General features: G+C 67.7%; 24 protein-coding genes. 11 read left to right on the forward strand and 13 right to left on the reverse strand.

Translation table 11 applies throughout. The features are described 5' to 3' along the window. Positions 1–151 precede the first annotated feature (151 nt). From recB to ACNQFN_RS02045, 4 genes are all read left to right on the forward strand, one after another. Positions 152–3940, forward strand: coding sequence for an exodeoxyribonuclease V subunit beta (gene recB, locus ACNQFN_RS02030; RefSeq protein WP_418647807.1), 3789 nt, complete (start codon positions 152–154; stop codon positions 3938–3940). Next, the gene (gene recD, locus ACNQFN_RS02035) at positions 3937–5976 is read left to right on the forward strand and encodes an exodeoxyribonuclease V subunit alpha (RefSeq protein WP_418647808.1); all 2040 of its coding nucleotides are present in this window, start codon (positions 3937–3939) and stop codon (positions 5974–5976) included. Before recB ends, recD begins: the two co-directional genes overlap by 4 nt. Continuing rightward, a complete protein-coding gene (locus ACNQFN_RS02040; protein ID WP_418647809.1) occupies positions 5973–7007 on the forward strand; it encodes an alpha/beta hydrolase family esterase in 1035 nt (344 codons plus the stop codon). The genes recD and ACNQFN_RS02040 overlap by 4 nt, the downstream gene beginning before the upstream one ends. An 88-nt stretch (positions 7008–7095) precedes the next feature. Further along, entirely contained in the window at positions 7096–7995 is a 900-nt protein-coding gene (locus tag ACNQFN_RS02045) for an LOG family protein (protein ID WP_418647810.1), read from the forward strand. Here ACNQFN_RS02045 and ACNQFN_RS02050 read toward each other — a convergent pair. Next, positions 7992–8348, reverse strand: a complete 357-nt coding sequence (locus tag ACNQFN_RS02050; RefSeq protein ID WP_068638956.1) for a DUF488 domain-containing protein — start codon at positions 8346–8348, stop codon at positions 7992–7994. The two genes, ACNQFN_RS02045 and ACNQFN_RS02050, sit on opposite strands and share 4 nt — an antisense overlap. 213 nt (positions 8349–8561) lie before the next feature. On the opposite strand from ACNQFN_RS02050, the gene ACNQFN_RS02055 reads away from it, so the two are divergent. After that, the gene (locus ACNQFN_RS02055) at positions 8562–8747 is read left to right on the forward strand and encodes a T6SS effector amidase Tae4 family protein (protein ID WP_418648953.1); all 186 of its coding nucleotides are present in this window, start codon (positions 8562–8564) and stop codon (positions 8745–8747) included. 210 nt (positions 8748–8957) lie between these two features. Further along, positions 8958–10229, forward strand: coding sequence for an Eco57I restriction-modification methylase domain-containing protein (locus ACNQFN_RS02060; protein ID WP_068638929.1), 1272 nt, complete (start codon positions 8958–8960; stop codon positions 10227–10229). A 78-nt stretch (positions 10230–10307) separates the two neighbouring features. Here the strand turns inward: ACNQFN_RS02060 and ACNQFN_RS02065 are convergent, their stop codons facing one another. Beyond that, on the reverse strand, positions 10308–11717 hold the full coding sequence (locus ACNQFN_RS02065) for a fused MFS/spermidine synthase (protein ID WP_068638931.1): 1410 nt from the start codon (positions 11715–11717) through the stop codon (positions 10308–10310). Between the two features lie 60 nt (positions 11718–11777). Then, positions 11778–11990, reverse strand: coding sequence for a hypothetical protein (locus tag ACNQFN_RS02070; protein ID WP_068638934.1), 213 nt, complete (start codon positions 11988–11990; stop codon positions 11778–11780). A gap of 154 nt (positions 11991–12144) precedes the next feature. Here ACNQFN_RS02070 and ACNQFN_RS02075 point away from each other — a divergent pair, with 154 nt between their 5' ends. The 4 genes from ACNQFN_RS02075 (at position 12145) to ACNQFN_RS02090 (ending at position 17690) form a co-directional block, all read left to right on the forward strand. After that, the gene (locus tag ACNQFN_RS02075; protein WP_068638936.1) at positions 12145–12378 is read left to right on the forward strand and encodes a hypothetical protein; all 234 of its coding nucleotides are present in this window, start codon (positions 12145–12147) and stop codon (positions 12376–12378) included. A 39-nt stretch (positions 12379–12417) separates the two neighbouring features. Next, entirely contained in the window at positions 12418–13968 is a 1551-nt protein-coding gene (locus tag ACNQFN_RS02080; protein ID WP_068638938.1) for a sigma-54 interaction domain-containing protein, read from the forward strand. A 302-nt stretch (positions 13969–14270) separates the two neighbouring features. Beyond that, positions 14271–15659 carry a GntP family permease gene (locus tag ACNQFN_RS02085; protein WP_068638940.1) on the forward strand — a complete coding sequence of 463 codons (1389 nt, stop codon included), beginning with the start codon at positions 14271–14273 and terminating at the stop codon, positions 15657–15659. 24 nt (positions 15660–15683) lie between these two features. Further along, complete coding sequence (locus ACNQFN_RS02090; RefSeq protein ID WP_068638942.1) at positions 15684–17690, forward strand: acyl CoA:acetate/3-ketoacid CoA transferase; 2007 nt, start codon at positions 15684–15686, stop codon at positions 17688–17690. An 87-nt stretch (positions 17691–17777) separates the two neighbouring features. Here ACNQFN_RS02090 and ACNQFN_RS02095 read toward each other — a convergent pair whose 3' ends face one another. The 3 genes from ACNQFN_RS02095 to ACNQFN_RS02105 are packed head-to-tail and all read right to left on the reverse strand — an operon-like array spanning position 17778 to position 20162. After that, positions 17778–17945, reverse strand: coding sequence for a hypothetical protein (locus tag ACNQFN_RS02095; RefSeq protein WP_169802983.1), 168 nt, complete (start codon positions 17943–17945; stop codon positions 17778–17780). Between the two features lie 12 nt (positions 17946–17957). Continuing rightward, positions 17958–19154: a YeeE/YedE family protein gene (locus ACNQFN_RS02100; RefSeq protein ID WP_068638944.1), complete on the reverse strand. Its 1197-nt coding sequence runs from the start codon at positions 19152–19154 to the stop codon at positions 17958–17960. 18 nt (positions 19155–19172) lie between these two features. Continuing rightward, on the reverse strand, positions 19173–20162 hold the full coding sequence (locus ACNQFN_RS02105; protein ID WP_418647811.1) for a sulfurtransferase: 990 nt from the start codon (positions 20160–20162) through the stop codon (positions 19173–19175). 238 nt (positions 20163–20400) lie between these two features. Here ACNQFN_RS02105 and ACNQFN_RS02110 point away from each other — a divergent pair, with 238 nt between their 5' ends. Further along, entirely contained in the window at positions 20401–21030 is a 630-nt protein-coding gene (locus tag ACNQFN_RS02110; protein WP_068638948.1) for an arylesterase, read from the forward strand. 142 nt (positions 21031–21172) lie between these two features. Here the strand turns inward: ACNQFN_RS02110 and ACNQFN_RS02115 are convergent, their stop codons facing one another. From ACNQFN_RS02115 to ACNQFN_RS02145, 7 genes are all read right to left on the reverse strand, one after another. Next, on the reverse strand, positions 21173–21442 hold the full coding sequence (locus ACNQFN_RS02115; RefSeq protein WP_068638950.1) for a hypothetical protein: 270 nt from the start codon (positions 21440–21442) through the stop codon (positions 21173–21175). A 99-nt stretch (positions 21443–21541) separates the two neighbouring features. Further along, on the reverse strand, positions 21542–22552 hold the full coding sequence (locus ACNQFN_RS02120; RefSeq protein WP_418646786.1) for an IS30 family transposase: 1011 nt from the start codon (positions 22550–22552) through the stop codon (positions 21542–21544). Positions 22553–22725: 173 nt separating this feature from the next. Then, a complete protein-coding gene (locus ACNQFN_RS02125) occupies positions 22726–23250 on the reverse strand; it encodes a DNA/RNA non-specific endonuclease (RefSeq protein WP_418647812.1) in 525 nt (174 codons plus the stop codon). Positions 23251–23378: 128 nt separating this feature from the next. Continuing rightward, positions 23379–24035 (reverse strand): SMI1/KNR4 family protein, encoded by a 657-nt coding sequence (locus tag ACNQFN_RS02130; protein ID WP_418647813.1) that lies wholly within the window; start codon positions 24033–24035, stop codon positions 23379–23381. Then, positions 24032–24514, reverse strand: a complete 483-nt coding sequence (locus ACNQFN_RS02135) for an immunity protein YezG family protein (protein WP_083953756.1) — start codon at positions 24512–24514, stop codon at positions 24032–24034. The genes ACNQFN_RS02130 and ACNQFN_RS02135 overlap by 4 nt, the downstream gene beginning before the upstream one ends. Beyond that, on the reverse strand, positions 24511–25932 hold the full coding sequence (locus ACNQFN_RS02140; protein WP_418647814.1) for a DNA/RNA non-specific endonuclease: 1422 nt from the start codon (positions 25930–25932) through the stop codon (positions 24511–24513). Before ACNQFN_RS02140 ends, ACNQFN_RS02135 begins: the two co-directional genes overlap by 4 nt. Further along, positions 25932–26315 carry a PAAR-like domain-containing protein gene (locus ACNQFN_RS02145; protein WP_068639313.1) on the reverse strand — a complete coding sequence of 128 codons (384 nt, stop codon included), beginning with the start codon at positions 26313–26315 and terminating at the stop codon, positions 25932–25934. Before ACNQFN_RS02145 ends, ACNQFN_RS02140 begins: the two co-directional genes overlap by 1 nt. Positions 26316–26319: the final 4 nt, after the last annotated feature.

The following is a 26319-nucleotide window of genomic DNA, read 5'->3' on the forward strand; positions in this document are numbered from 1 at the left end:
ACCGCTTAAACGCATCGCTGCGTTTGATTCGGGCGATTGACGCGGGCAATCAGCGCTTGCCGGCAGGCCGGATGACCAGGGCGCCGTGCTATCGTCGCCTGTCTCCGTCCTCCGCCGTGACGGCGCTTCTTCGACCGCTTCTTTTCTCACCATGTCCGCAGCTCCGGAACTTAACGTCTTTGATTGCCCGCTGGACGGCATCCGCCTGATCGAGGCCTCGGCCGGCACCGGCAAGACCTGGAACATCTGCGGCCTGTATCTGCGACTGCTGCTGGAGCGGGAGCTGCCGGTCGAAGCCCTGCTGGTCGTCACCTTCACCAAGGCGGCGACCGCCGAGCTGTCCGGCCGCATCCGCGAGCGCATCGTCGAAACCCTGCGCGTGCTCGACGGCGCGGCGGCGGGCGACGACCCTTTCGTGCCGCAACTGCTCGACACGCTGCGGGCGCGCGGCATCGACGATGCGCGGACGAGTGTGCGCCTGCGCCATGCGCTGCAGACTTTCGACGAAGCGGCGATCTTCACCATCCACGGCTTCTGCCAGCGCGCGCTGGCCGACACGCCTTTCGCCGCCGGCCTGCCTTATGCGCTGGAACTGGTCGAGGACGATGACGCGCTGCGGCTGGAAGTGGCGCAGGACTTCTGGCGGCGCGAAGTCGCGGGCAGCGCGCTGCCGCCGCTGCTGGCGGACGAACTGCTGAACCGGGGCGACTGCCCCGCAGGCTGGGCCGGCATCCTGCAGCGCCACATGGGCCGGCCCTGCGCCCGCGCGCTGTGGGACGAGGGCACGGACGGCGGCGAAGGCGCGGCCGCGCTGCCGGCGGCCGAGGCGCGGTTGCGGCAGGCCTATGCCGCAGCACGTGCGCTGTCGGAGAGGCTGGACGAAGCCGTCGCCTGCGTGAATGGCGCGCTCGACGGCCTCAACGGCACGCGCTACAAGCCGCAGGCGATCGGGACCGCGGCCGGCCAATGGGCCGGCTGGCTGGCGGCGGACGATCCCTTGCAGCCGATTGCCGGCGAGCACGGCGACAAGTTGAGGCTGTTCGCCGCCGAGGTGCTGAAGCAAGGCATCACCGCCGCCGGCAGCAGGAAGGGCATCGCTGCGCCGTGCCATCCCTTCTTCGATGCCGCCGGCGAACTGCTGGCGGCGCGGGCGGAAGTCGATGCCCTGCTGGCGACCGCCCGGCTGAGCCTGCTGCGGCGCTTCGTCGACACGGCTGCGGACGAGTTGCGCCGGCGCAAGGCCGAACGCCGCCAGATCGGTTTCGACGACATCCTGTGGAACGCCTGGCAGGCCCTGCATGCGGGTGGACAGCCCTGGCTGGCGGCGGCGCTGCACGCGCGCTACCCGGTGGCGCTGATCGACGAGTTCCAGGACACCGATCCGCTGCAGTTCGGCATCTTCGATCGCATCTATCGCGCCGAAGGCCGCCACGGCAGCCTGTTCCTGGTCGGCGACCCCAAGCAGGCGATCTACAGCTTCCGCAGCGCCGACCTGCACACCTATCTCGCCGCGCGCGAGCGCACCGATGCGCGCTATACGCTGCGCCACAACCAGCGCTCGGCGCCGGCGCTGATCGAAGCCTGCAACCAGCTGTTCGGCGCCAACCCGGCGGTGTTCATGATGGACGGGCTGGACTACGTGCGCGTCGGCGCCGGCAGCCGGCCGCGCAAACCGCTGGCGGACGCCACGGCGCCGGCCGGCGAGGCCCCGCCGCTGCAGCTGTGGCGCATCCCGCGCGACGACACCCAGGCCGACAGCGACGAGGGCGGCGGCACCCGGCTGCCGCGCGAACAGGCGCTGCAGCGCGCCGCACGCGCCTGCGCGGCCGAGATCGCACGCTTGCTGGCAGCCGGTGCGACCGGGCAGATCCGTATCGGCGAGCGGCCGCTGGCGCCTGCCGACATCGCCGTGCTGGTGCGCAGCCACGGCCAGGGCGCGCGCATGCGCCGCGCACTGGCGGCGGTCGGCGTCGGCAGCGTGGAACTGTCGCAGGCCAGCGTGTTCCACACCGACGACGCCGAAGAGCTGGAACGGGTGCTGCTGGCGATCGCCGAGCCGCTGCGCGAGCGCCGCGTCAAGGCTGCGCTCGCCACCGTGGCGATGGGCTTCGACGCGGCAGCGCTGGCCAGGCTGGCCGAGGATGAAAGCGCGCTGCTCGACAGGCTCGACGCCTTCGTGCGCTGGCGCGAGATCTGGCTGTCGCGCGGCTTCGGCGTGATGCTGCGGCAGTGGCTGAGCGACGAGGACGTCGCCGCCCGCCTGCTCGGCCGCCCGGATGGCGAACGCCGGCTGACCAACCTGATGCACCTGGCCGAACTGCTGCAGCAGATGGCCGGCGACGCCGCGCCCGAAGTCCTGCTGCGCACGCTGGCCGCGCAGCGCCGCGAGGGCAGCGGCGGCGAAGCGGCCCAGCTGCGGCTGGAGTCGGACCGCAACCTGGTGCAGATCGTCACCATCCACCGGGCGAAAGGGCTGGAATACGGCATCGTGTTCTGTCCCTTCCTGTTCGACGGCCACGCCGGTGGCCGCAGCGAAGGCCCGATGCGCGCCTGGCACGACGACAGCGGTCGACTGGTGCTCGACTACCGCCAGGCGGCAGCGCAGGACGAAGCGATCAAGGCCCGCCTGCGCCGCGAACGACAGGCCGAGGACCTGCGCCTGATCTACGTCGCGCTGACGCGCGCGGTGCACCGCTGCTACCTGGTGGTGGGCTGCTATGCCAAGCGCGGCAAGACCATCAGCCATACCGAGAGCGTGCGCAGCCTGCTCAACTGGATGGTGGCCGGTGCCGGCACGGCTGCCGATGCCTGGGCCGGCTACAGGTCGACGCCGATGGACATCGAGGCCCGCTGGCGCGCGCTTGCCGGCGCCAGCCTGTACGAGGGCAAGCCGGTCATGCAGTGGTCGGATCTGCCGGACGGGCACGGCGAAGCACTCGCTCCGGCCGGCGGTGCCGGCCAGCGGCCGCGCGCGCTGCGGCCACCGGTGGTGCCGGCCGGCTGGCGCATCGGCAGCTTCAGCGCGCTGATCGCCGGCGCGGCCCGAGGCCAGGTGGCGCCGGAGCAGGCCGCGCTGGACCACGACGCCAATGCGCTGGATGGCGGCGAGCTGGCGGCGCTGACCGGCCTGGCTGCCGCCGTGGACGCGGTGCCGGCGCCTGCGCCGGCGGACGACGACATCCTGCGCTTTCCGCGCGGCCCGGTGGCCGGCGACTGCATGCACGCGCTGTTCGAGCAGATCGACTTCACCGACCACGGCGGCTGGGAGCAGGCGATCGCCGCCGCGCTCGCCGCCCATCCGCAGCGGGCGCCGGCCGGCTCGGCGGCCCTGTCGCGGATGCTGCGCCGCATGCTCGCGGACGTGGTGGCCACGCCGCTGCTGGCGGAGCCTCCGGGCGCCGGACTGCGCCTGGACAGCGTGCCGCGCACGCACCGGCTGACGGAGCTGGGCTTCCATCTGCCCACGCCGCGGCTGACGGCAGCGCAGCTCGACGGCTGGCTCGCGGCGCGAGGCTACCGCGTGCCCAGGCTGTCCTTCCGGGAGCTCGACGGCTACCTGAAAGGCTTCATCGACCTGGTGTTCGAGCACGATGGCCGCTACTGGCTGCTCGACTGGAAGTCCAACCACCTCGGCGACCGTCCGCAGGACTATGCGCCCGCCGGCCTCGAAGCCGCGATGCAGGCGCACGGCTACCATCTGCAGCACCTGATCTACAGCGTGGCGCTGCACCGCCACCTCGGCCGCAGCCTGCCGGACTACGACTACGAGCGCCATTTCGGCGGCGCGCTCTACCTGTTCGTGCGCGGCGTGCGGCCGGGCTGGCTGCTCGGTGGCCGGCCGGCCGGCGTGTTCCACCACCGCTGCCCGCGCAAGGTGCTCGAAGAACTCGATGCGCTGCTGGCCGGCAGGGCCGAAACCGCCATCGTGGAGCCGGCATGAACGATCTCGCCGAGGGCTTCGCCCGCCACCTTCTTGCCTGGGCCGATACGCTGCAGGCGCCGGCCGGGAGCCGCGCCGTGCTGGCTTCGGCCGTACGCCGGCTGGCGGTCGCCACCAGTGCCGGCCACGTCTGCATGCCGCTCGCTGCGCTCGCCGGCCCGGCGGACGGCGCATTCGCCGACGCCGAAAGCAGCCTGGAGGAGCCGTCCGCGCTGATGGCGGATGCGGCTGAAGCCCTGGACGGTCTGCCGCCGGGCAGCGATACCCCGCCCGGGGCGGAAGCCGATGCTGTCCGGCTCGAACGGCTGCGCGGCGCGCTGCGTGCCAGCGGCGTGGTCGCCGGCGTGGCGCAGGCGGTCGGCGGCGCATCGGCGCATCCGCTGGTGCTCGACGACGAGGACCGTCTCTATCTGCGCCGCCATTTCGACCAGGAGCACGGGCTGGCCGCGGCCCTGGTGGCGCGCGCCCAGCCCGCGGAGACGGTGGAAGCACCGGGCGCCGAACAACGGGTGCTGCTGGACAGCCTGTTTCCGCCGCGCGCCGCAGCCGCGCCCGACTGGCAGAAGCTTGCCGTCGCGCTGGCGCTGCAAGGGCGGCTGACGGTGATCAGCGGCGGACCGGGCACCGGCAAGACCACCACCGTCGCGGCCTTGCTCGCCTGCCTGCTCGAACGCGAACCAGCCCTGCGCATCGCGCTGGCCGCGCCGACCGGCAAGGCCGCCGCGCGCATGCTCGAAGCACTGCGCCAGCGGGCGCAGGCGCTGCCGGCCGGACTCGCGGCCAGGCTGCCGAGCGAGGCATTCACCGTGCATCGCCTGCTCGGCGTCACCCCGGAAGCCGGCCGTTTCCGCCACCATGCCGGCAAGCCGCTGGCGGTGGATGTGCTGGTGGTGGACGAGGCCTCGATGCTGGACCTGGCGCTCGCCGCCCGCCTGGTGGATGCGCTGCCGCCGGTGGCGCGGCTGGTGCTGCTCGGTGACAAGGATCAGCTCGCCGCCGTCGAAGCCGGTGCGGTGTTCGCCGAACTGTCGGCGCAGCGCAGCTTTTCTGCCGGCATGCGTGCCCGCCTGGCGCAGATCGACCCGGCGGTCGATACCGGGGCGGTCCATGCTGCGGCGGCCGAAGCCAGCCTGCAGCAGGACGAAGGCGAGGATGGCGAAGCAGGAGAGGGCACCGCCGCACTGGCCGATTGCGTCGTCTGGCTGACCGAGAGCCACCGCTTCCGCGCCGACTCCGGCATCGGCCGGCTGGCGGCCGACATCCGCGCCGGCCGTGGTCAGGCCGCGCTCGCCTGGCTGGCGGCCGGCGGCGATGAATCGGCGTGCTGGATCGAGGATGGCGGCGAGCGTCCGGGGGCCGACGCGCTGGCACGCATCGAAGCGGGCTATGCGCCCTACTTCGCGCTGCTGCGGGCCGGCCTGGGGACTCGGCCGGGGACTCGCCTGGATGAGGCTGCGGCTCTTCGCCCGCTCGACGTCTCCGCTGCGATGCAGGCGTTCGAGCGCTTCCGCGTGCTCGTCGCGGTGCGCGACGGCAGCCGCGGGCTGGTCGCGCTGAACGCCCATCTCGAAGCCCGGCTGCGCGCCGCCCTCGGCCTGGCGCCGGACCGCAGCGCCGCCGGGCGCTGGTATCCGGGGCGGCCGGTCATCGTGCTCGCCAACGACTACCGCCTCGGCCTCTTCAACGGCGACGTCGGCCTTTGCCTGCCCGACGAACAGGGCAGGCTGCGGGTGTTCTTCCCAGCGGCCGAAGGTGGCTTCCGCCCTGTTCCGCCGCTGCGCCTGCCGGCCCACGACACCGCTTTCGCGCTGACGGTGCACAAGAGCCAGGGTTCGGAGTTCGACGAGGTGCTGCTGATGCTGCCGGCGCAGCCGCTGCGGGTGCTGACGCGCGAACTGATCTATACCGGCGTCACCCGCGCCGCCAGGCGGGTGACGGTGGCCGGCGCCGGCGAGGTCTTCGTCGCCGGCTGCGCGGCACGCACGCTGCGCGCCTCGGGATTGCGCGCGCGCATGAGGGAGGTCGTCAAGCAATGAGCCGTCGCCTCCGCAAGTCGCCGCTGGCCCGTGCGCTGCAGCGTGCGACGGCTGCGACGACGGCGATGACGCGCAAGTCGCTCGCCGCGGGAACGCGGGCGGTGGGCAAGGCCGTCGCGCAGACGGTCGATGCGATCGCCGCGCCGCATCGGCCGCCGCCCGGTGCCGGGGACTGGATCGCCGGCCAGGCGCTCGGTCCGGCAGGCGTGCGCCGCTTCCACCTGTTCCGGCCGCCCGGCATCCGCCACGACGAGCGCCGGCCGCTGCTGGTGATGCTGCATGGCTGCGGGCAGACGGCGGCGCAGTTCGCCCACAGCACCCGGATGAACCGCATCGCCCGGCGCGAGCGCCTGCTGGTGCTGTATCCCGAGCAGGATCGCAGCGCGAATCCGCAGGGCTGCTGGAACTGGTACGACACCCGCAGCCGCCACGCCGATGCCGAGGCGGAGACGCTGATGGCGGCGATCGACCAGGTCTGCCTGCTCTACGCGGTGGACCGCGAGGCCATCGCGCTGGCCGGCATCTCGGCCGGCGCGAGCATGGCCGCGCTGCTGGCGGCGCGCCATCCCGATCGTTTCGCCGCGGTGGTCATGCACTGCGGCGTGCCGCCGGGCAGCGCCCATTCGGCCGCCACCGCGCTGGCGGCGATGGGCGGGCGGCGCACGGCGAACGCGAACCTGGCGCCGGACGGCGGACTGCCACCGCTGCTGGTGATCCACGGCCAGGCCGATCGCGTGGTCGCACCGGCCAACGGACGCGCCGCGGCCGAGCTGTGGGCGGCCGCTTCGGGCGCGCGGGCCGGCGAGCCGCGCCGCATGCAGCGCGGCGCGCGCCGGCCGATGACGGTCACCGATTACCGCGCAGGGCGCCGGCTCGCCGCGCAACTCGTCGAGGTCGAAGGGCTCGGCCATGCCTGGAGCGGCGGCGACGCGCGCCAGCTGTTCAGCGACCCGCAGGGACCGGATGCGTCGGGCATGGTGTGGCGCTTCGTTGCCGCGTCCTTGAAGCGCCGCGCGGCCACGCAAGCGTGACGCGACGCACGCCGCGGCGCGCGGGCGCTCGCTTGGCGTAATCCGGGGATGCGATCATGTCGGCCCCGAATCTCATCTGGTTGCCTTCATGACCGACAAGTCCCTGCTCCGCGCCCGCAATTTTCCTTCTGCCGAGGACGAAGCCCGCGCAGCGCAGCCGCACAGCCGCTACGGCGGCCCCGGCGGCTCTTTCCGCATGGCTTTCACCGACACCGATTTCCTGCTGCGCGAGGAACTGCGGCCGGTGCGCCTGCAGCTCGAACTGCTGAAGCCCGAGCTGATCCAGCAGGAGCAGGGCGTGGAATCGACCGTGGTGGTGTTCGGCAGTGCCCGCTTCAAGGCGCCCGAGGTGGCCGCGGCGATGCTGGCGGAAGCGCGCGCCGACGGCGACGAAGAGGCGATCCGGAAAGCCGAGCAGATGGTCAGGAATGCGCGCTGGTACGAGGAAGCGCGCCGTTTCGCCGAGCTGGTGACGCGCGAAGCCGGAGCGCTCGGCGAGCCGGTCATCGTCGCCACCGGCGGTGGCCCGGGCATCATGGAAGCGGGCAACCGCGGCGCCCACGAGGCCGGCGGGCGCAGCATGGGCATGAGCATTTTCCTGCCTTTCGAGGAAGCGCCGAACCCCTACATCACGCCCGAACTGTGCTTCCAGTTCCACTATTTCGCCATCCGCAAGATGCATTTCCTGATGCGCGCGGTGGCGCTGGTCAGCTTCCCGGGCGGGCTGGGCACGCTGGACGAGCTGTTCGAAGTGCTGACACTGACGCAGACCGGCAAGATCCGGCGCCGGCCGATCGTGCTGATCGGGCGCGAATTCTGGCAGCGGCTGATCGATTTCGACGTGCTGGTCGAGCACGGCGTGATCAGCCCCAAGGACAAGGATCTGTTCCATTACGCCGAGACGGCCGAGGAAGCCTGGGACGTGATCAAGGCTGCCTACCAGGGCGACAACCCCGCGCTGGTGGCGCGGCAGATGAGAGGGAACTAAGAATCCAGCAGGTATTCGCGCAGTGCGACGGCGTTGTTGTGCTCGGTGTCGTGCGCGGCATGGAGCAGCGTCAGCACCGGCTGGGCGGCAGCCAGTTCGCGCAGCGTTGCCAGCGCTTCGGCGGCCTCGCCGTGGTCAAGCTCCTCGGCGTAGCGGCGGCGGAATTCGTCCCAGCGCGCCGGATCGTGGTTGAACCAGTGGCGCAGTTCGGTCGATGGCGCCAGTTCGCGCAGCCAGTGGTCGAGTGCCGCGGCGTCCTTGCGCAGTCCGCGCGGCCACAGCCGATCGACCAGCACCCGGCAACCGTCGGCGGGCGAGGGCGGTTCGTAGATGCGTTGAGTGCGGATGTCCATGTCCTTGGCCTCGTGCATGAAATGGGAAGGCGGTGGATATTCGTCGTTCAGTATAGGCGACAGGCGGCTGTGTGCTGCCGGCGAGTGCCTGGTGTAAGTCGGTTCAGCATGATTATTTCTTCCGCATACCTTCCTCTATGCGACCTGATTTGAGACAATGCCTCACCCTCTGGCTGAGCTTCTTCGACACTGATTGGGAAGGTCAAGGCGAACATTGACGGCGGGTTCTTCAAGAACGCATGTGCTATCAGAATGAGCTACGTCTTGAACAAGTGCGGCGTAAGAGTCCCGTCAATAGGAGGGAAAACCGTTTCGGGTAGTGATGGGGCACAGTACATGTTTCGTGCTTATGAAATGCATCGACTTTCAGCAGAGTGCGGAACTGCTCGAAGTGATTAGAGGTTACACCAAGTAAGGGATACGCGAAGAGCGCTGAAGAACACAATTCCCATGTATCAGAAGATGCCAAGCCAGTCTTTTGGTCTTCGGGTAGGCACCCCCAAAGCGTGACCGCGAACTTGATATGACTTCAGTCGATAGGCGTAAGAGCTGCCCCCTTCCTTGATTGTTTCCCCCCGTCCTGCGGCCGGCTTGGTAACATCGCCGCCCATGTCAGCCGAACCCACATTCCTGCCCGCATCCGGCCAGTACGGCCTCGGTCTGCGCGACGTCGCCGCGCTCGGCCAGGTGTTCACGCCGGCGCCGGTGGTGCGCGCGATGCTGGCGCTGCGCCGCAATCGCGGGCGGGTGCTGGAGCCGTCCTGCGGCGACGGCGCCTTCCTGCGCCATCTGCCCGGCGCGGTGGGGCTGGAGCTGGACCCGGACCACTGTCCGCCCGGTGCGCGGGTGCTGGATTTCTTCGCCTATCCGGTGCAGGAGCAGTTCGACACCATCATCGGCAATCCGCCCTACGTCCGCTACCAGGACATTCCGGCGGCCACGCGCGAACTGATCACGCGCGGCCACCATGGGCGCTGCCTGGACGGGCGCTCGAACCTGTACCTGTTCTTCGTCGAGAAATGCCTGCGCCACCTGAAGCCGGGCGGCGAACTGATCTTCATCACGCCGCGCGACTTCCTGAAAACGACCTCGGCGGTGAAGCTGAACCGCCTGCTGGCGGAGGCGGGCAGCATCACCGATGCGATCTCGCTCGGCGATGCGCGGGTGTTCGACGATGCCTTGCCGAACTGCCTGATCTGGCGCTTCGAGCAAGGCCGCCGCGATCACGCGATGCGCTATTGCGAGATCGGCGTCGATGACGAGCTCGATGCCGCGCTCGCGGCACCGGCCTGGCAGCCGCGCCATTTCGTCGAATGCGCGGGACACCTGATGTTCGCCCGCGAGGACTACCCGCTGCGGCTGTCGCAGGTGGCTTTCGTCAAGGTCGGCGGGGTGTCCGGCGCCGATGATCTGTACACCGACCTGCTGCAGGGGAACCGCGAGTTCGTCTGTTCATCCACCGTCAGCACCGGCCGCACCCGGCGCATGATCTGGCCCGAGCCGGGCAAGCCGCCGCCCGCCGCGCTGCTGCCGCACAAGGCCCGCCTGCTGCAGCGCAAGGTGAGGGACTTCGACGAGTCGAACTGGTGGATGTGGGGGCGCATGCATCACCGCAGCGAGCGCCCGCGGGTATATGTGAATGGCAGGACGCGCGTCGCACGGCCCTTCTTCGTCCATGCATGCAAGGACTACGATGGCGCGGTGATGGCGGTGTTTCCATACCGCGAGGACGTCGACGTCGAGACTTTCCGCGATGCGCTCAACGCGGTGGACTGGGCCGACCTCGGCTTCGTCTGCGACGGCCGCTTCCTGTTCACCCAGCGCAGCCTGGAGAACGCGCCGCTGCCGGCGTCCTTCGCGGCCTTTTTACCCCAGGATTGAAGCGCCCGCTCCAGCTACGCTGGCCACTTCCAGGCGGCATGCGTGTCGCCAGCGGTATCACTGGCTCCTGAGCTGCAATCACTGCGAGCGCAAGACATCCAGATCGGCGCGGTTGCGCTCGTCGGTGTAGGGCTCGCCGGCCAGCGGCGGGTTGGCGGCGTGGCACTGCACCAGCACGTTCGACAGCGGCCGGTCGCGGAACAGCACTTCGACCGCGCAGGGGCCGTACTCGGCCTGGATGCTCGCCAGCAGGTTGCGCGCATAGGGGGTGGCGAGCTTGGTGTCGAGGATCAGATTGGCGATCAGGTGGCCGTCTTCCTTCAGCGCCTGGCGGGTGGCGCGCCAGAACTCGCGCGTCACCAGGTGGGCGGGGATGCTGGTGAGTGCGCTGTAGACGTCCACCACCACCGCGTCGTAGCGCTCGGTGCTGTTGCGCACGAAGGCGCGGGCGTCGGCGACGATGAATTCGCCGCGCACCGGCTCGCGCAGGAAGTCGCGCTCGGCGATGTCCTTGATCGCCGGATCGATGTCGACATAGGTGTAGTGGTTGAGCGGCTCGCGGTGCGACAGCGTGAAGCCGCCGGCGCCCAGCACCAGCACGCGGCGCTCGCGGAAAGCCAGTTCGTCCAGCAGCAGCGTGCGCAGGCGCTGGATGTAGCGCGCGTATTGCGGCGGTTCGGCGTTGTCGATGATCGACGCGGCGGAGTTGTTGACCCAGAACACGCGCGGATTGTCGAAGCCGTCGAGCGTGGTCGGCGCCACGCGGTAAGTGGCGTAGGCGGTCTCGGTCTGCTGCGGCAGCACCAGGTTGGCGGCGAGCGCGGCGCCGGCGGCGAGGGCGGACAGCAGCATGGCGTAGTGGCGGGCGTGGCCGGCTTCGCTCAGCAGCGGTACCAGCACCAGCAGCAGGGCGGTGCAGATCAGCACCGCGGCACCCACGCCCAGCCACTGCATCACCAGCATCGACAGGCTCACCGCGCCGAGGAAGGAACCGAGCGTGGACCAGTACAGCGCCGCGCCGCTGCGTTCGCCGGCGCGTGCATGGCGCAGCAGGTTGGTCAGGATCGGCACCGTCTGGCCGAGCAGCCAGGCCACCGGGCACAGGACGCCGCCGATCAGCGCGAACCAGGCCAGCGGCGCCGGCTGCAGATGAGTGAACAGCAACTCGGCCACCGGCCCGGACAGCCCCACCGCGATCAGCACCGCGGCGGCGAGGAAGTTGTGCCTCACCCGCGCCAGGTAGCCGCCGGCGACGCGTCCGCCGGCCTGGTAGCCGAGCGCCAGTGCGAGCAGGAAGAAGCCGATCGTCGGCGCGGTGACGGTGATCGCGCTGCCCACGTGCGGCACCAGCCGGCGCAGGGCGACGATCTCGGCGCCGAGCGAGACGAAGCCTTCGACGAAGACCAGGGCGAACAGCAGCGCGTTGGCGAGCGGCGGCCCGCCGGCGGGATCGGGGGCGAGATCGGATGGTTCGGCTGCAGCGGGCATCGGGCTCGTCGTCGCGGGTGGTGGTGGGGGGATGGTAACGCTTGCGGGTATCGCGTGCGGCTACTGCCGCGTCACGATGCGCGCGGTGAAGACGCCCGGCAGCACCAGCAGCGCGATGCCGAGCGTGGCGTAGCGCGCCGCATCGGCGATGGATTCCCCGCCTGCCGCCATCAGCGTGCCGCCGAGGGCGGAGGTGATCGACAGCGCGATGAGCTGCGTGGTCGAGATCGCCGCCGCGGCCTTGCCGCCTTCGGCAGCGTCGTGCGTGCTCATCGGGGATTCTTTCAGGAGGCGCTGCTGGCGGCGCCGAACCCATGATTCTGACGCCATCCGTCCCGGAGGTGGTGCGCGCCGGTGATGCCAGCCGCAGCGGAATCCGCTACCCTGCGCCGTGTCCCGATTTCGCACGCATCGCGTCCCCTTGCCCATGGCCCAGCCTACCCTCAAGCAGCGCAAGACGTTTGCCCTGATCCGCATTTTCGGCGGCATGGTCGCCGCCCTGTATCTGAGCTTCGTCGTCGTCACCAACCTGTTGGCAGGCCTGCCCTTCGAAGGCAGCCTGATCTTCACCGCGCTCGTCGCCGCCGTGGGCTACGCATATGCGGCCTGGTACTTGCGTGAGCTGTCGGCAGTCGCGCGCGAGGAGCGGGATGGGCGCTGAGCTGCCGCGCCGGCGCTGTGTTGCGGATGGGGCGGCGGTGTGAGCGCCGATTTCTCCCGTGCAAACCCGCCGCTCGGGTTGTCCGCCGCCGACCTCGACGAGAACGGCCTCAAGATCGGCATTTCCCCCGAGCACTTCCGCAGGGTGGCGATGCCCTTGCTGTTCGACCATCTCGACGCGCAGTGTGAAGGCACGGTGGCGGTCAACCGCCAGGCGCGCATCGTGTGGATGAGCGCCAAGTATGCCCACAAGCTCGGCATCGACGACCCCGACGCTGTCCTCGGCCGCGACATCGAGGAAGTGCTGCCGGCCAGCCGGCTGCGCGAGGTGGTGGAAAGCGGCCAGCCCAGCCTGCTCGACCTGATGCCTTTCGGCGACGAGCATTTCGTCGTCACCCGCATTCCGTTGCGTGACGATGGTGGCCTGGTGGTGGGGGCGCTGGGCTACGTGCTGTTCGACCGCGCCCGCCACCTGAAGCCATTGGTGGAGAAATACGGTCGCCTGCAGGCGCGGCTGGCCGAGGCCGAGCGTGCGCTGCTGCAGGTGCGGCGGGCGCGCTACACCATCGCCAACTTCATCGGCACCAGCGCGGTGGCCGGCGAGATCAAGCGCCAGGCGCGGCGCGCGGCCAAATTCGACGCCACCGTGCTGCTGCGCGGCGAGACCGGCACCGGCAAGGAGCTGCTGGCGCAGGGCCTCCACAATCTGTCGGCACGCGCCGCCGGCCCTTTCGTCGCGGTGAACATGGCGGCGATCCCGGACAACCTGGTCGAAGCCGAACTATTTGGCACCGCGCCGGGCGCCTATACCGGCGCCGACCGCAAGGCGCGGGTCGGCAAGTTCGAGCTTGCCAACGGCGGCACGCTGTTCCTCGACGAAATCGGCGACTTGCCGCTGCCGCTGCAGGTCAAGCTGTTGCGCGTATTGCAGGAACAGCAGGTCGAACCGCTGGGCTCGAACCAGGTGCGCGCGCTCGACGTGCGCGTGATCGCCGCCACCCACGTCGATCTCGAAGCGCGCGTCGCCGCCGGCGCCTTCCGCGCCGACCTGTTCTACCGCCTCAATGTGCTGAGCCTGCGCGTGCCCAGCCTGCGCGAGCGCCACGAGGACATCCCGGCGCTGGTCGACTACCTGCTCGACGACATCGCCGCGCGCTCCGGCCTGCGCCGGCTGGAATTGGGCGACGATGCCTTCGCCCTGCTCGCGACCCTGCCCTGGCCGGGCAATGTGCGCCAGTTGCGCAATCTGCTCGAGCGTGCCCAGCTCAGCGCCGACGACGGCCCGCTGGGGGCAGCCGCGCTCGCCGGCCTGCTCGGCGAGACGGCGGCATCGATGCAGCGGCCGGCGCACCAGCTGCACTCCGGCGCCGGGGCGGAGGGACATGGTGCCGGGGGCGAGGAGGCCGACGCTGCAGCCGAGGCCGGCGGCGCGGTGGAGCCGCTCGCCGACAGCCTGGCACGCGCCGAACGCAGTGCCCTGCTCGCCGCCCTGCACGCCTGTGCGGGCAACCGGCGGCTGACCGCCAGCCGGCTCGGCATCTCGCGTGCCGGGCTTTACGCCAAGCTGCAGCAATACGGCATCGCCCGCTGAAGCCGGGCTGCCGGCGTGAATGTCCAGAATCGTGGACGCCCTGGATTGGATTGTCCATAAAAATAGACATGTCTTGAATTCAGGACTGTTCTGGCATGCATGGATGATGCACATCCATTCATGACGAAAGAGAATAAACAGATTCGATAGCCCAATAAGCGTGCGGCTTTGCACGCACATCATGCCTCCTTCTGGTGCATCGGCACGTGCACGCCCGTCAGGCTGGCACATGCCTTGCAGAGGCTGCGGCACTGCGGCCGAGGCCGCGGCCCACATCCAAAACCACCAGGAGGAGAAACCCCATGGGCACCCTAGGCATTCTGCTGTCTCTCGTACTGCTGATGTATCTCGCCTATCGCGGCCTCAGCGTCCTGCTGCTCGCGCCGCTGCTGGCGCTGCTGGCCGTGCTGATGTCCGGCGAGGCCGCGCTGCTGCTGCCGACCTACACCCAGGTCTTCATGAAGGCGATGGGCGGCTACGTGATCCAGTTCTTTCCGCTGTTCCTGCTCGGTGCGCTGTTCGGCAAGCTGATGGACGACTCCGGCTCGGCGCGCGCGATCGCCCACGCCATCGTCGCCAGGGTCGGCAGCGAGCGGGCGATCCTCGCCATCGTGCTCGCCTGCGGCATCCTGACCTATGGCGGGGTGTCGCTGTTCGTCGTCGCCTTCGCGGTCTATCCGATCGGTGCCGCGCTGTTCCGCGAGGCAGGCATTCCGAAGCGGCTGATTCCGGGGGCGATCGCCCTGGGCGCCTTCACCTTCACGATGACCGCGCTGCCGGGCACGCCGGCGATCCAGAACGCCATCCCCATCCCCTTCTTCGGCACCGACGCCTTCGCCGCGCCGGTCCTCGGCCTGATCGGGGGGCTGATCATGTTCGTGCTCGGCACCTGGTGGCTGGGCGCGCAGGCGCGCAAGCTGATGGCTGCCGGCGAAGGCTACGGCAGCCATGCCGACGAGCCCGCCGCCGCCGACGCCGGCCCGCTGCCAGGCTTCTGGCTGGCGCTGCTGCCGATTCTCGTCGTGATCGGCCTGAACTTCCTGATGGCCAAGCAGGTGCTGCCCAACATCGATACCAGCTACCTGGCCAAGCCGGAATTCGGCGGCCTGCAGGATGCGCGCTCGCTGATCGGCATCTGGTCGATCATCGTCGCGCTCGCCGTGGCGATCATCCTGCTGGTGGTGATGCACTGGAAGCGCTGGACCGATCTGATGAAGACCGTCAACGAAGGCTCCTTCGGTTCGATGCTGCCCATCCTCAATACCGCGACCGAAGTCGGCTACGGCACCGTGATCGCCTCGCTGGCCGGTTTCGTCATCATCCGCGACCTGGTGCTGGGCATCGCTCCGGGCAATCCGCTGATCTCCGAGGCGGTGGCGGTCAACGTGCTGGCCGGCATCACCGGTTCGGCCTCCGGCGGCATGTCGATCGCGCTGAAGACGCTGGGCGCGGAGTATCTCGCCATGGCCAATGCCGCGGGGATCAGCCCGGAACTGCTGCACCGCGTCGCGGCGATGGCCTCCGGCTGCATGGACACGCTGCCGCACAACGGCGCGGTGATCTCGCTGCTCGCGATCTGCAAGCTCAACCATCGGCAGTCCTATGGCTTCATCGCCATGAACACCGTGGTGTTCCCGCTCATTGCGCTGGCGACCGTGATCGTGCTCGGCACCTTGTTCGGCAGCTTCTGACCCCGTCCGCGGAGGAGACAAGACATGTCCATCGCTCGCCATCCCATGGCCGCTTCGCTGAACGTTTCGGACAGCGGCAAAGTGGTGTCCGCCCGCGAGGCGGTACGCCTGATCCGCTCGGGCGACACGATCGCCACCGGCGGCTTCGTCGGCATCGGCTTTCCAGAGAGCATCGCCATTGCCCTCGAACAGCGCTTTCTCGAAAGCGAGGCCGCCGACGGTGCCGGCCACGGCGGGCCGCGCAATCTCACGCTGGTCTATGCCGCCGGCCAGGGCGACGGCAAGGAGCGCGGCCTCAACCACCTCGGCCACGAAGGGCTGGTCGGCAGCGTCGTCGGCGGCCACTGGGGGCTGGTGCCCAAGCTGCAGCGGCTCGCGGTCGATAACCGCATCGAGGCCTGGAACCTGCCCCAGGGCGTCATCTCGCACCTGTTCCGCGACATCGCCGCCGGCAAGCCCGGCACGCTGACGCGGGTCGGGCTGGGGACTTTCGTCGATCCGCGCTTCGGCGGCGGCAGGCTCAACGCGCGCACCACCGCCGAGCGCGTGCGCCTGCTCGAGATCGACGGCGAGGAATACCTGTTCTACAAGGCCTTCCCGATCCACGTCGGCATCATCCGCGGCACCACCGCCGATGCCGACGGCAACATCACGATGGAAAAGGAAGCGTTGACGCTGGAGGCGCGCGCCATCGCGATGGCCGCGCGCAATTCCGGCGGCATCGTCATCGCCCAGGTCGAGCGCGTCGCCGAGCGCGGCTCGCTGAATCCGCGCCAGGTGCAGGTGCCCGGCGTGCTGGTCGATTGCGTGGTGGTCGCGGAGCGGCCGGAGCACCACATGCAGACCTACAGCGAGCAGTACAACCCCGCTTTTTCCGGCGAGCTCCGCGTGCCGATGTCGGCGATCGCCGGCATGGGCATGAGCGAGCGCAAGATCATCGCCCGCCGCGCGGCGATGGAACTGCAGGCCGACGCGGTGGTGAACCTGGGCATCGGCATGCCCGAAGGCGTCGCCAGCGTCGCCGCCGAGGAGCAGGTCATCGACCTGCTCACGCTCACCGCCGAGCCGGGCGTGATCGGCGGCATTCCGGCCGGCGGGCTGAGCTTCGGCGCGGCGGTCAATACCCAGGCGATCATCGACCAGCCCAGCCAGTTCGACTTCTACGACGGCGGCGGGCTGGACATCGCCTTTCTCGGCCTGGCGCAGGCCGACCGCGAAGGCAACCTCAACGTCTCGCGCTTCGGTCCGCGGCTGGCCGGCGCGGGCGGCTTCATCAACATTTCGCAGAACGCCAAGAAGGTGGTCTTCGTCGGCACTTTCACCGCCGGCGCGCTGCAGGTGGCGGTGGAGGACGGCCGCCTGCGCATCGCGCAGGAGGGCGGCGCGAAGAAGTTCGTCGCCGAGGTCGAGCACCGCACCTTCAGCGGCCCGCAGGCGGTCAAGTGGCGGCAGGACGTGCTCTACGTCACCGAGCGCTGCGTGTTCCGGCTGTGCGGGGAAGGGCTGGAGCTGATCGAGATCGCGCCCGGCGTGGACCTGCAGCGCGACATCCTCGCGCACATGGACTTCGCCCCGGTCATCAAGCGCCCGCCGGCGCTGATGGACGCACGCATCTTCAGCGACGAGCCGATGGGCCTGCGGCGGGCGCTGCTCGAGATTCCGCTCGAGCAGCGCCTGTCCTACGACGCCGAGCAGGAACTGTTCTTCGTGAATTTCGAGGGCCTGGCGGTGCGTACCGAGGCCGACATCGCCCGCATCGAGCGTGCGGTCGAGGCCGCGCTTGCCGCAGTGGGGCGGCACGTCGATGCGATCGTCAATTACGACCGCTTCTCCATCGTGCCCGAACTCGTCGATGCCTACGTCGGCATGGTCAAGGGCCTGATGGTGCGCCACTACCGCTCGGTGACGCGCTACACCGCGAACAGCTTCCTGCGCATGAAACTCGGCGAGGCGATGGAGAAGCACCAGATCGCGCCGCACATCTATGGCAGCGCCGCAGAGGCGCAGGACCGCGTCCGCGGCGGCAGCTGAGCACCTGCGGCCGGGCGCGCCGCCGCGTACCGGTCCATGGAAGCGCTGCTGCGCCGGCCGCCAGGCGGGCGGCCGCGCCTCCAGGTCTCAGCGTCCCGAGCAATGGCCGCCCGACGCCGCCTGCCCGCTGCCGAGGGCGAAGGGCGGCGGCTCCAGGCGCACGCTGTGGGTATCGAAGGTGTCCAGCGCCACCAGCGCCAGCACCAGCAGCCAGAACACCGCGTTGACGAGGCGGAAGAGCTTCTTGCCGTTCATGGTTCTTCCTCCTCAACTGCCGATGCGGCGGCGGATGCGCACGCCGATGATCGAACCGGCGAAGGCGAGCGCGAACCACACCCAGCCGTGCAGGCTGGCCGAGGCGATGCCGCCCAGGTAGGCGCCGACGTTGCAGCCGAAGGCCATGCGCGAGCTGTAGCCCATCACCAGGCCGGCGACGCAGGCGGCGATCAGCCGGCGGTTCGACGGCAGCCTGAAGTCCGCCGGGCCGTTCCAGCGCGATGCGGCCAGCGCGCCGTAGAGCAGGCCGAGGTTGGTCACCGAGGTGATGTCGGCCAGCAAGGGCCCGGCCAGCCGGGTGGCGTGCGGCTCGACGCCCCAGAAGGGATCGCCGACCGGGCTCCAGCCCAGCGCCGAAGCGATCTTGGCGCCCCATACGCCGATGCCGTAGACGATGCCCCAGGGCTGGCCGGCGACGATCAGGTGCAGGCCGTACAGCGCCGCCAGCAGCAGCGCGCCCAGCCACCAGCGGCGTGCCCAGCGGCTGCGGCCGCGCGGTGCGTCGGCCGCGGCGGGGACGAAGCTCGCCGTGCCGGCGCGCATCACCTGTTGGGCGGCGTCCTGCGGCGTCGAGGTCTGCGACGCCATGGGCTGCGAGGCTGCGGATTGGGATTGGGCGCGGCCGGCCAGCCAGGCCACCAGGCCGCAGCCGGCAACGGTCAGCGCGAGCGCGGTGGGCCAGCCCCAGGCCAGCAGATCCACCGCCGGCAGGCCGCCGAGGGCGATCCAGCCGGGCTGGTGCGAGGCGCCGACGAAGCTGCCGAGGGCGAAGGTCGGCAGCACCGCGAAGGACAGCGGCGCCCCGGCGCCGGCCTTGTACAGCGTGCCGGAGCCGCAGCCGTCGGCCAGCTGCATCGCGGCGCCGAACAGGAAAGCGCCGAGCACCAGGCTGATCGTCAGCGGCGCCACCGCGCCGACCAGTTCGCCGCCGCTGCCGGCGATCAGCGGCAGGCTGACGGCGGCGGCGAGCACCATCAGCAGCATCTGCGCCCACAGCCCCTGCGGGTCGCGGCGTTCGATGAAATCGCGCCAGCCGGTGGTGAAGCCGAAGCGGGCGCCTTGCAGCACTGCGCCGAAACCGATCCCGAGCAGGGTCAGCAGGCCCTGGCGCACGCCGGCGGCGTAAGCCACTGCCAGCACGCCGGCCAGGCCGCCGGCGATCAGAAGCAAACGAAAGAACCAGCGCATCGCAATCACCTCTTCCGCTTACTCGAAGGCCCGCTTGAGGTCCTGCACCAGCACCGTGAAGCGCGACGGCTGGTTTTCCATCGGCAGGCCGCTCAGGCTCCAGTCGACCATCGATTCGGGGTACAGCTTCACCGCCGTGTTGCCGGCGATTTCCGACATCACGAACCAGTTCGTCGCCGCCCAGTGGCCGGTATTGCAGAAGGACACCGCCGGCCCGCTGGCGGCGCCGATTTGTGCGGCCAGTGCCTTCAGTTCCTCGGCCGGCTTCAGCGTGGTGCCGCCCTTGACGAAGAACTGGGCGTTGTCGAAGGACTGTGCGCCGGGCAGGGTGCCATAGCGCGCGGCGGCATCGACGCGGACTTCGCCGCTGAAGAAGCGCGGCGGGCGGGCATCGAGCAGCAGCGGCGCCGACGAGGACTGGATCGCGCCGGCGAGTTCCTCGCGGGTGACGATCTGGTCCTGGTCGTAGCGGTACTCGAACCGGCTGGGTGCCACTTCCGGCACGGCCTTGTCGAGCGCGCCGCCGCTGCCCGCCCACAGCCTGGTGCCGCCGTCGAGGATCGACAGGCGGTTCAGGCCGCCGACCTTCAGCGTCCAATACACCCGCGCCGCGGCACCGAAATCCGTGTGCGTGGCGCCGCCATGGACGACGACGACGTGGGTGCTGTCGTCGATGCCCGCCTTGCGCAGCAATTCGGTCAGCTTCGCTTCGGGCACGAGCTGGCCGGCGTTGCTCTGCGGGCCGCGGAAAGCACCGTAAGGGGTGTTGATGGCGCCGGGGATGTGGCCTTCGGCGTAGTCCTTGGGCGGGCGGATGTCGAGGATGCGCACGTCGGCCTGGCCGAGCAGGGGGCGCAGCTCCGCCGGCGTCAGCAGCGGCGTGTGGGCGTGCGCGGCGGTTGTCCGGGAAACGGTGGCCGGCTGGGTGCCGGCGCTCGTGTCGGCATGGACCGGTAGTGCGAGGGTGGTGCCGGCCAGCGCCAGCAGGGCGATGGTCTTGTTCAGCATGGTGCATCCTTGGGGTCGGGGCCGGCTCATTCGAGCCGTGGCCTGTATGCAGGCTCTGGTGAGACAACTGCGGATGAGGGCGGATTCTAATGGGGAGATGAATGGCAAAAAAGGTATTTGAGATTAATTATTAAGAACTGTTTGGAATTAGCCGCAGCCTGTGGCAGCGTGCGCTTCTGCATCGGGGGATTTCGGGCGATAGTGGCGCCTTGCCGGAACTGCCTGCCCATCGCCTGCCATGAATCGAAGACATTTCATCCTTGCCCTGGCGTTTGCCGTACTGGCCGCCGCCTGCGGGCGTGAGCCCAGGCTGCCCGCGCTCGCCGACGGTGCGCGGGTGCTCGCCTTCGGCGACAGCGTGACCTACGGCACCGGCGCGGGCGAAGACGAGGACTGGCCCGCGCTGCTGGCGGCGGCGACCGGCTGGGAGGTCGTGAACGCCGGCATTCCGGGCGACACCGCGCAGGCAGGGCGGCACAGGCTGCAGGGCCTGCTCGACGAATTCGCACCGGAACTGGTGCTGGTCGAGATCGGCGGCAACGACTTCCTGCGCCGCCGCACCGAGTCCGAAGTCAAGGAGGATCTGCGCCAGATCGTGCGCCTGGCGCGGGCGAGCGGCGCGCAGGTGGTGCTGGTCGGCGTGCCGGCCTTGTCGCTGGCGGGCGCCGCCATCGGCCGGCTGTCCGATGCGCCGATCTACGCCGCGCTGGCCGACGAGGAGGGCGTGGCGCTGGTGCCCGACGTGTTCGCCGGTGTGTTGTCGCAGGCCGAACTGCGCGCCGACCGCATCCATCCCAATGCGCAGGGCTATCGCCGGATGGCGGACGGCATCCACGCGCGGCTGCGCGAGATCGGGCTGGCGCGCTGAAATTGGTGGACAGGCGCTCGAGCACGGCGATCTCGTCGGCGCTTGCCCCTGCGGTGCCGCTGTTCGTAGGCGGTGTTCCAGGCGCCCTTGACCGAATCGCCGATTGCAACCGTCGTTGGTTGCTACGATATGAATACCCTTTTTACTGAGACGCGAGTTGCTTGAGGCGCGCGACCATCGACCTCCATTCTTCGTATGGAACACGTCCGTCGATCCAATCCTGTATCTGCGCCTGTAGTTCCGGCCTCGGGTAGTGCTTGAACTCATCCAGCCAGTCTTCCGGGTCCGGCATGATGTCGAAGGTCGGCAAGTGGTCGTAGTCGAAGTCGAACTTGAACTTGAACTTGCCGTCCGGCGTCAGCGTGAAAGTGGCGGTGTACCAGGCGTGGCCGTTGTCGTGCAGTTTGGCCATTTCGGCGCGGAGTATTGGAAGAGCGTCATATCCGGGGCTGTCAATTGCGAAAGTCTTGGATTTGACTTTCGCCGAATTCAGGAAATACCCTGGGCGGTTTCAAGTTTGAGGTGCAACACTTGATTTCATGCTGATGACTTCCCGCGCAAATACTTCAGCTGGGGTTTCGAACTGGAGACACTTGCGCGGCCTGTCGTTGATCTGCCTTGCAATTGCATTGAGATAGCCTTGCGAGATCGGAGCCAAATCCAGCCCCTTGGGCAGGTATTCACGAATCAGTCCGTTGGTGTTTTCGTTGGTGGGCCTCTGCCACGGACTGTGCGGATCGGCGAAATAGACGTCGATCTTCAAACGGCGAGCCAACTCTTCGTGCTTGGCCATCTCCTTGCCTTGATCGTAGGTCAGCGTTTTGCGCACGCATGCTGGAACGTGGCGAAACCTGGCAGTGAAGGCTTCCAGCACGGATTGAGCAGAACAATCAGGCAATCTAGTCATGATCAGGTAACGGCTCTTGCGTTCGACCAATGTGCCAACCGCGCTGCGATTACCCGCGCCCTTGATCAGATCGCCTTCCCAGTGCCCAGGAATGAGTCGAGCCGCCACTTCAATCGGCCTCAGGTGGATCGAAGTCATGTTCGGCAACTGACCGCGCCGATCCTGACCACGAGCACGGGGCATGCGCGTCTTGTGAGCAAAGCGCAATTGGGCAATGAGCTCTTTGCGCAGTTCGCCTCGGGGCAAGGCGTAGATCGCGCAGTAAATCGTCTCGTGGGAAACATGAAAGCCAGGGTCGTCTGGATGCATACGCCGCAGTCTGCCTGCAATTTGCTCAGGCGACCAACCTTGCGCCATCAGTGCTCGTACCCGAGCAAACAACTTCGAATCAGTCTGGAGCTTGATCGAGCCGCGGCGCCGGCGAGCCTGCGATTGATGTCGCGCTCGAAGCGCATCGTAGCTCTTGCCAACCGTGTTGCGAGCCAGTTCGCGCGTCACCGTCGAAGCAGGGCGATTGAGCAGTCGGGCAATTGCCCGACTGCTCAATCCTTCATTACGACACCGATGGATTACGTTACGCTCTTCCATGCTCAGATGCTTGTAGATTCTTACCATGCGCACACCCTATCAAAATAAGGGTGTTGCACTTCAGTCTAGAGCCCGCCCTGTTTGAACGCTATAGCACGTGATGGCCTTGTAGGAGTAGCAGGCACGAACCCAGCCCGAAGAGGGGAGTTCTCGGAGCACTGATCTTGCAATGTCTTGGTATGGATTTTGTATGGAGGCGTTTATTTTGGATTGTTGATCGTCTGAATTGATCGGTTTCCGTTGATTGTTTCGGTGACCTTGAAACTCCCCGCCCGCATCGTGTCGTCAGGATAGTTCAGTTCGATTCTGACCTGAACGGTATCGCCGGCCTTGAGGCGGTCGGCCCAGTTCTTTTCCATCTGCCCCCATTTCCCCTTTGGATAGGCATTGATTTGTCCGGCCATGGGGGTGAGGTTTTCGTAGCCTTCGTACCCGCCGAACTGTGCGCCGATCAGGTGGCCGCCGTGGTCACCGGGCGCCCGTCCGTCGTCGACGCCGACGTTGCCTTGCATGCGGTCGCTTCGGTTGGGATTGGCTCGGCACGCAATTCGCCCTCGACGGCATTGATCCGGCCGTGTTCGTCGGTGGTGTATTTGTAGCCGTTGGGCTCGTAGGTGCTGTTCGGCGCAAGCCAACCCCTCTTGACCGCCACGCCCGCCGTCCTTGCCCTGTGTGGGCACGCCGTAGTTGAGAGGCTCCGCTCCGCAGTTCAGAGAGAAAATCATGGATAGCCCGAACTGGAGGCTTCTCAGGCGTTCGTGACATTTTCGAATTCTGATTTTAATGCAGATAGGATATTATATAACGGCAAATTTTAGCCAATGCTGCTGGTTGTGTCGGCTGCGACGACGGATCAGGAATGGTTATTCTTTGTTTGGGCCTTCATGCGAAGGTAATCGAGGAAATGATTTGTACTTGGTGATACTGATGCAATACTGAATTCATCGTCATCTTCTTGTATTAGTTCATATTGCCCCTGCTCGTACATGAACAGCAAATTCCCCAGAAATTTGACAAGATTCTCGGCGGCTCTCACCCGAGTGAACTCTCGCCCTCCAAATGATATGACTTGAGCAACGTCTCCGTGAACACCAGGGTCGAAGTCCAGGCCGAGGTAGCTCCCGGCTGCATCATCCGCCAGGGGAATCCATGATTTATTCATGACAGCCTGCTTGATAGTACCAACAGGGAGACAGGTATAGTCTTGGCTCCATTTTTCCAATTCTTCTGGAGATGCTTCGTCCAAAACACTGCATTCAAAATTCAAATGCTGGATGACTTTATCGATCGACAGGAAGGGCAACCCGAAAAAAAGACCGATTCCACGGAATGCCTCGGATTGCCCATTGTGCCAACGATAAAGATCACGTACGTTCTCGGGCAACTGGGCCCCGATATTTTTCTCCAAAACTGCAATCTCGGTTTCGTTGGCTCCAAGATTCAGGCTTGCTGCTGTACTCGGAAATCGGCTGTCAATACATTTTTGCAGCCGGTAGAGAAGTTCCTTCATGTCTTCTTCCCAACCTGTTTGAGCCGTGCAACCATCGACTTCCATTCCTCATATGGCACGCGCCCATCGATCCAGTCCTGGATCTGGGCCTGCAGTTCCGGCCGAGGATAGTGCTTGAACTCGTCCAGCCAGTCTTCCGGGTCCGGCATGATGTCGAAGGCCGGCAGATGGTCGTAGTCGAAGTCGAACTTGAACTTGCCGTCCGGGGTGAGGGTGAAGGTGGCGGTGTACCAGGCATGGCCGTTGTCGTGCAGTTTGGCCATTTCAGCACGGAGATGCTCGAATGCCGTTCGGACAGCGTCCGGAATATTCAATATTCCATCGAATGTACCGTTTTTTTTCTCATATTTTCCGCCAGAAGAAGAGAACTGAGTGATCTCCTTGTAGGTGAACTCTGCCCTTTTCCAACGCCCTTCGGGCAGGCTCCCCCATACCCCTCTCGCAATCTCCGTGTGGTAATGGCTCAGGTTACTGATCATGGTTTTGGATTCCTGACGATGTTCACATTCTGAGTGACGCTTGAACCGCTTGTGATTGTCTCAGTCACCTTGAAGCTCCCCGCCCGCATGGTGCTGTCAGGATAATTGACTTCGATCTTCACGTGGACGGTGTCGCCGGCCTTGATTCGGTCGGCCCAGTTTTTTTCCATCTGCCCCCATTTCCCCTTTGGATAGGCATTGATTTGTCCGGCCATGGGGGTGAGGTTTTCGTAGCCTTCGTACCCACCGAACTGTGCCCCGATCAGATGGCCGCCGTGGTCACCGGGCGCCCGTCCGTCGTCGACGCCGACGTTGCCTTGCATGTGGTCGCTTCGGTTGGGGTTGGCCTCGGCGCGCAATTCGCCCTCGACGGTCTTGATCCGGCCGTGTTCGTCGGTGGTGTATTTGTAGCCGTTGAGGCTATACGTGCTGTTCGGTGCCAGCCGCCCTTTCCTGACGGCCACGCCGTCCTTGCCCTGTGCGGCTTCGCGCCGGGCCTGGGCGAGGCGCTGCGCGCGGGCGCGCTCGAGCACGGCGATCTCGTCGGCGCTTGCCCCGGCGGCCTTCGCGGCGGCGATCGCCTCGTCGAGCTTGTTCGCCGCCTCCATGGGCGTCCTGGCAAGGCGCACGATGTCGGCGACCTTCTCGGCCGCCCGGGCGACGCCGGCTGCGCCTTTGCCGCCGAGGGCTTCCATGCCGAGGGTGGCGAGCACCATGGCGCTGGCCCCTGCGGCGCCGTTGCGCTCGTAGGCGGCGTTCCAGGCTTCCTTGACCGAATCGCCGATTGCTCCGAAGGCCTCGCGCTGGTTCTGCTGCATTTGCTCGACCAGCGCGATCGCGTCGGGATCGCCGCTCATGTAGGCGTGGTTGATCAGCTCCGGCGGCGATCCCATCAGGGTGCCCAGCCCTTCGAGCGTGCCGATCGCGCCATCGGCGATGCGCTGGCGGGCCGCTTCGGTCGAGGCCGGGTCCGATGTGCCCGGCAGTGCTTCCCACACGGTCCTGGCGCCGTCGATCCAGCCGTCGATGGTTTCGGAGCCGACCCGTGCGGCTTCTTCCCAGGCACGTTCGTACCAGGGGCGGGACTCCGGCGAGGGGGCTGTTTCTCCTTCGGCGTGCTCGCTTGCAGGTTGCGGTGGTGGCCCCATGGGCATCGTATACACCCGGCCGAGGGTGGCGTTGTCGGCGGGGTTGACCGACTGCGGGGCGGGAGGTGGGGATGAAACCGGGCCGGAGTTCGGGTGTTTGGCGGTGAAATCACCGTGCGGACGCCCCTGGCCGTTCGGATCGAGGTAAATCTCCGGGCCGCGCAGCGCTTCCGGCAGGACGTCGCCGACCACCTGGGCCTGAACGCCCTGCGGGGTGAAGATGAACTGGACCGGGCGGCCGAACTGGTCGACCGGATGCTTGTCGCCCATCAGTCGGCCTCGGACAGGTCCACGTCCAGCGCGGCACCGCCCAGCCGGCAGTTCATCAGGCAGGCGTCCAGGTGGCGTAAGACCTTGCGGCCTTCGGCGTAGACCGTGCTCGATCCTTCGCGCATCCAGACATGTCCCGCGCCCTGCGACACGCCCGACTTGATGCCGCGTCCGGCGTTGCCCCTGACCCCTGCGGCCACGCTGTCGATCATCAGCACCGGCTCACCGCGTGCGAACACCGAGCGGGCGTACAGCGTCTTGTCCCGGTCGAGCGTGCGGGCGATGTCGAAGGGAATGATCTTCTTGCCGACCTTGCAGAAGTCGGGCGTGACGTTCAAGGCCGCCCATTGGGCCTCGCGGTCGGCGATGTGTTTGTTAGCCATGGAT

The organism is Thauera butanivorans (assembly GCF_048398245.1).
Lineage (GTDB): Bacteria > Pseudomonadota > Gammaproteobacteria > Burkholderiales > Rhodocyclaceae > Thauera > Thauera butanivorans.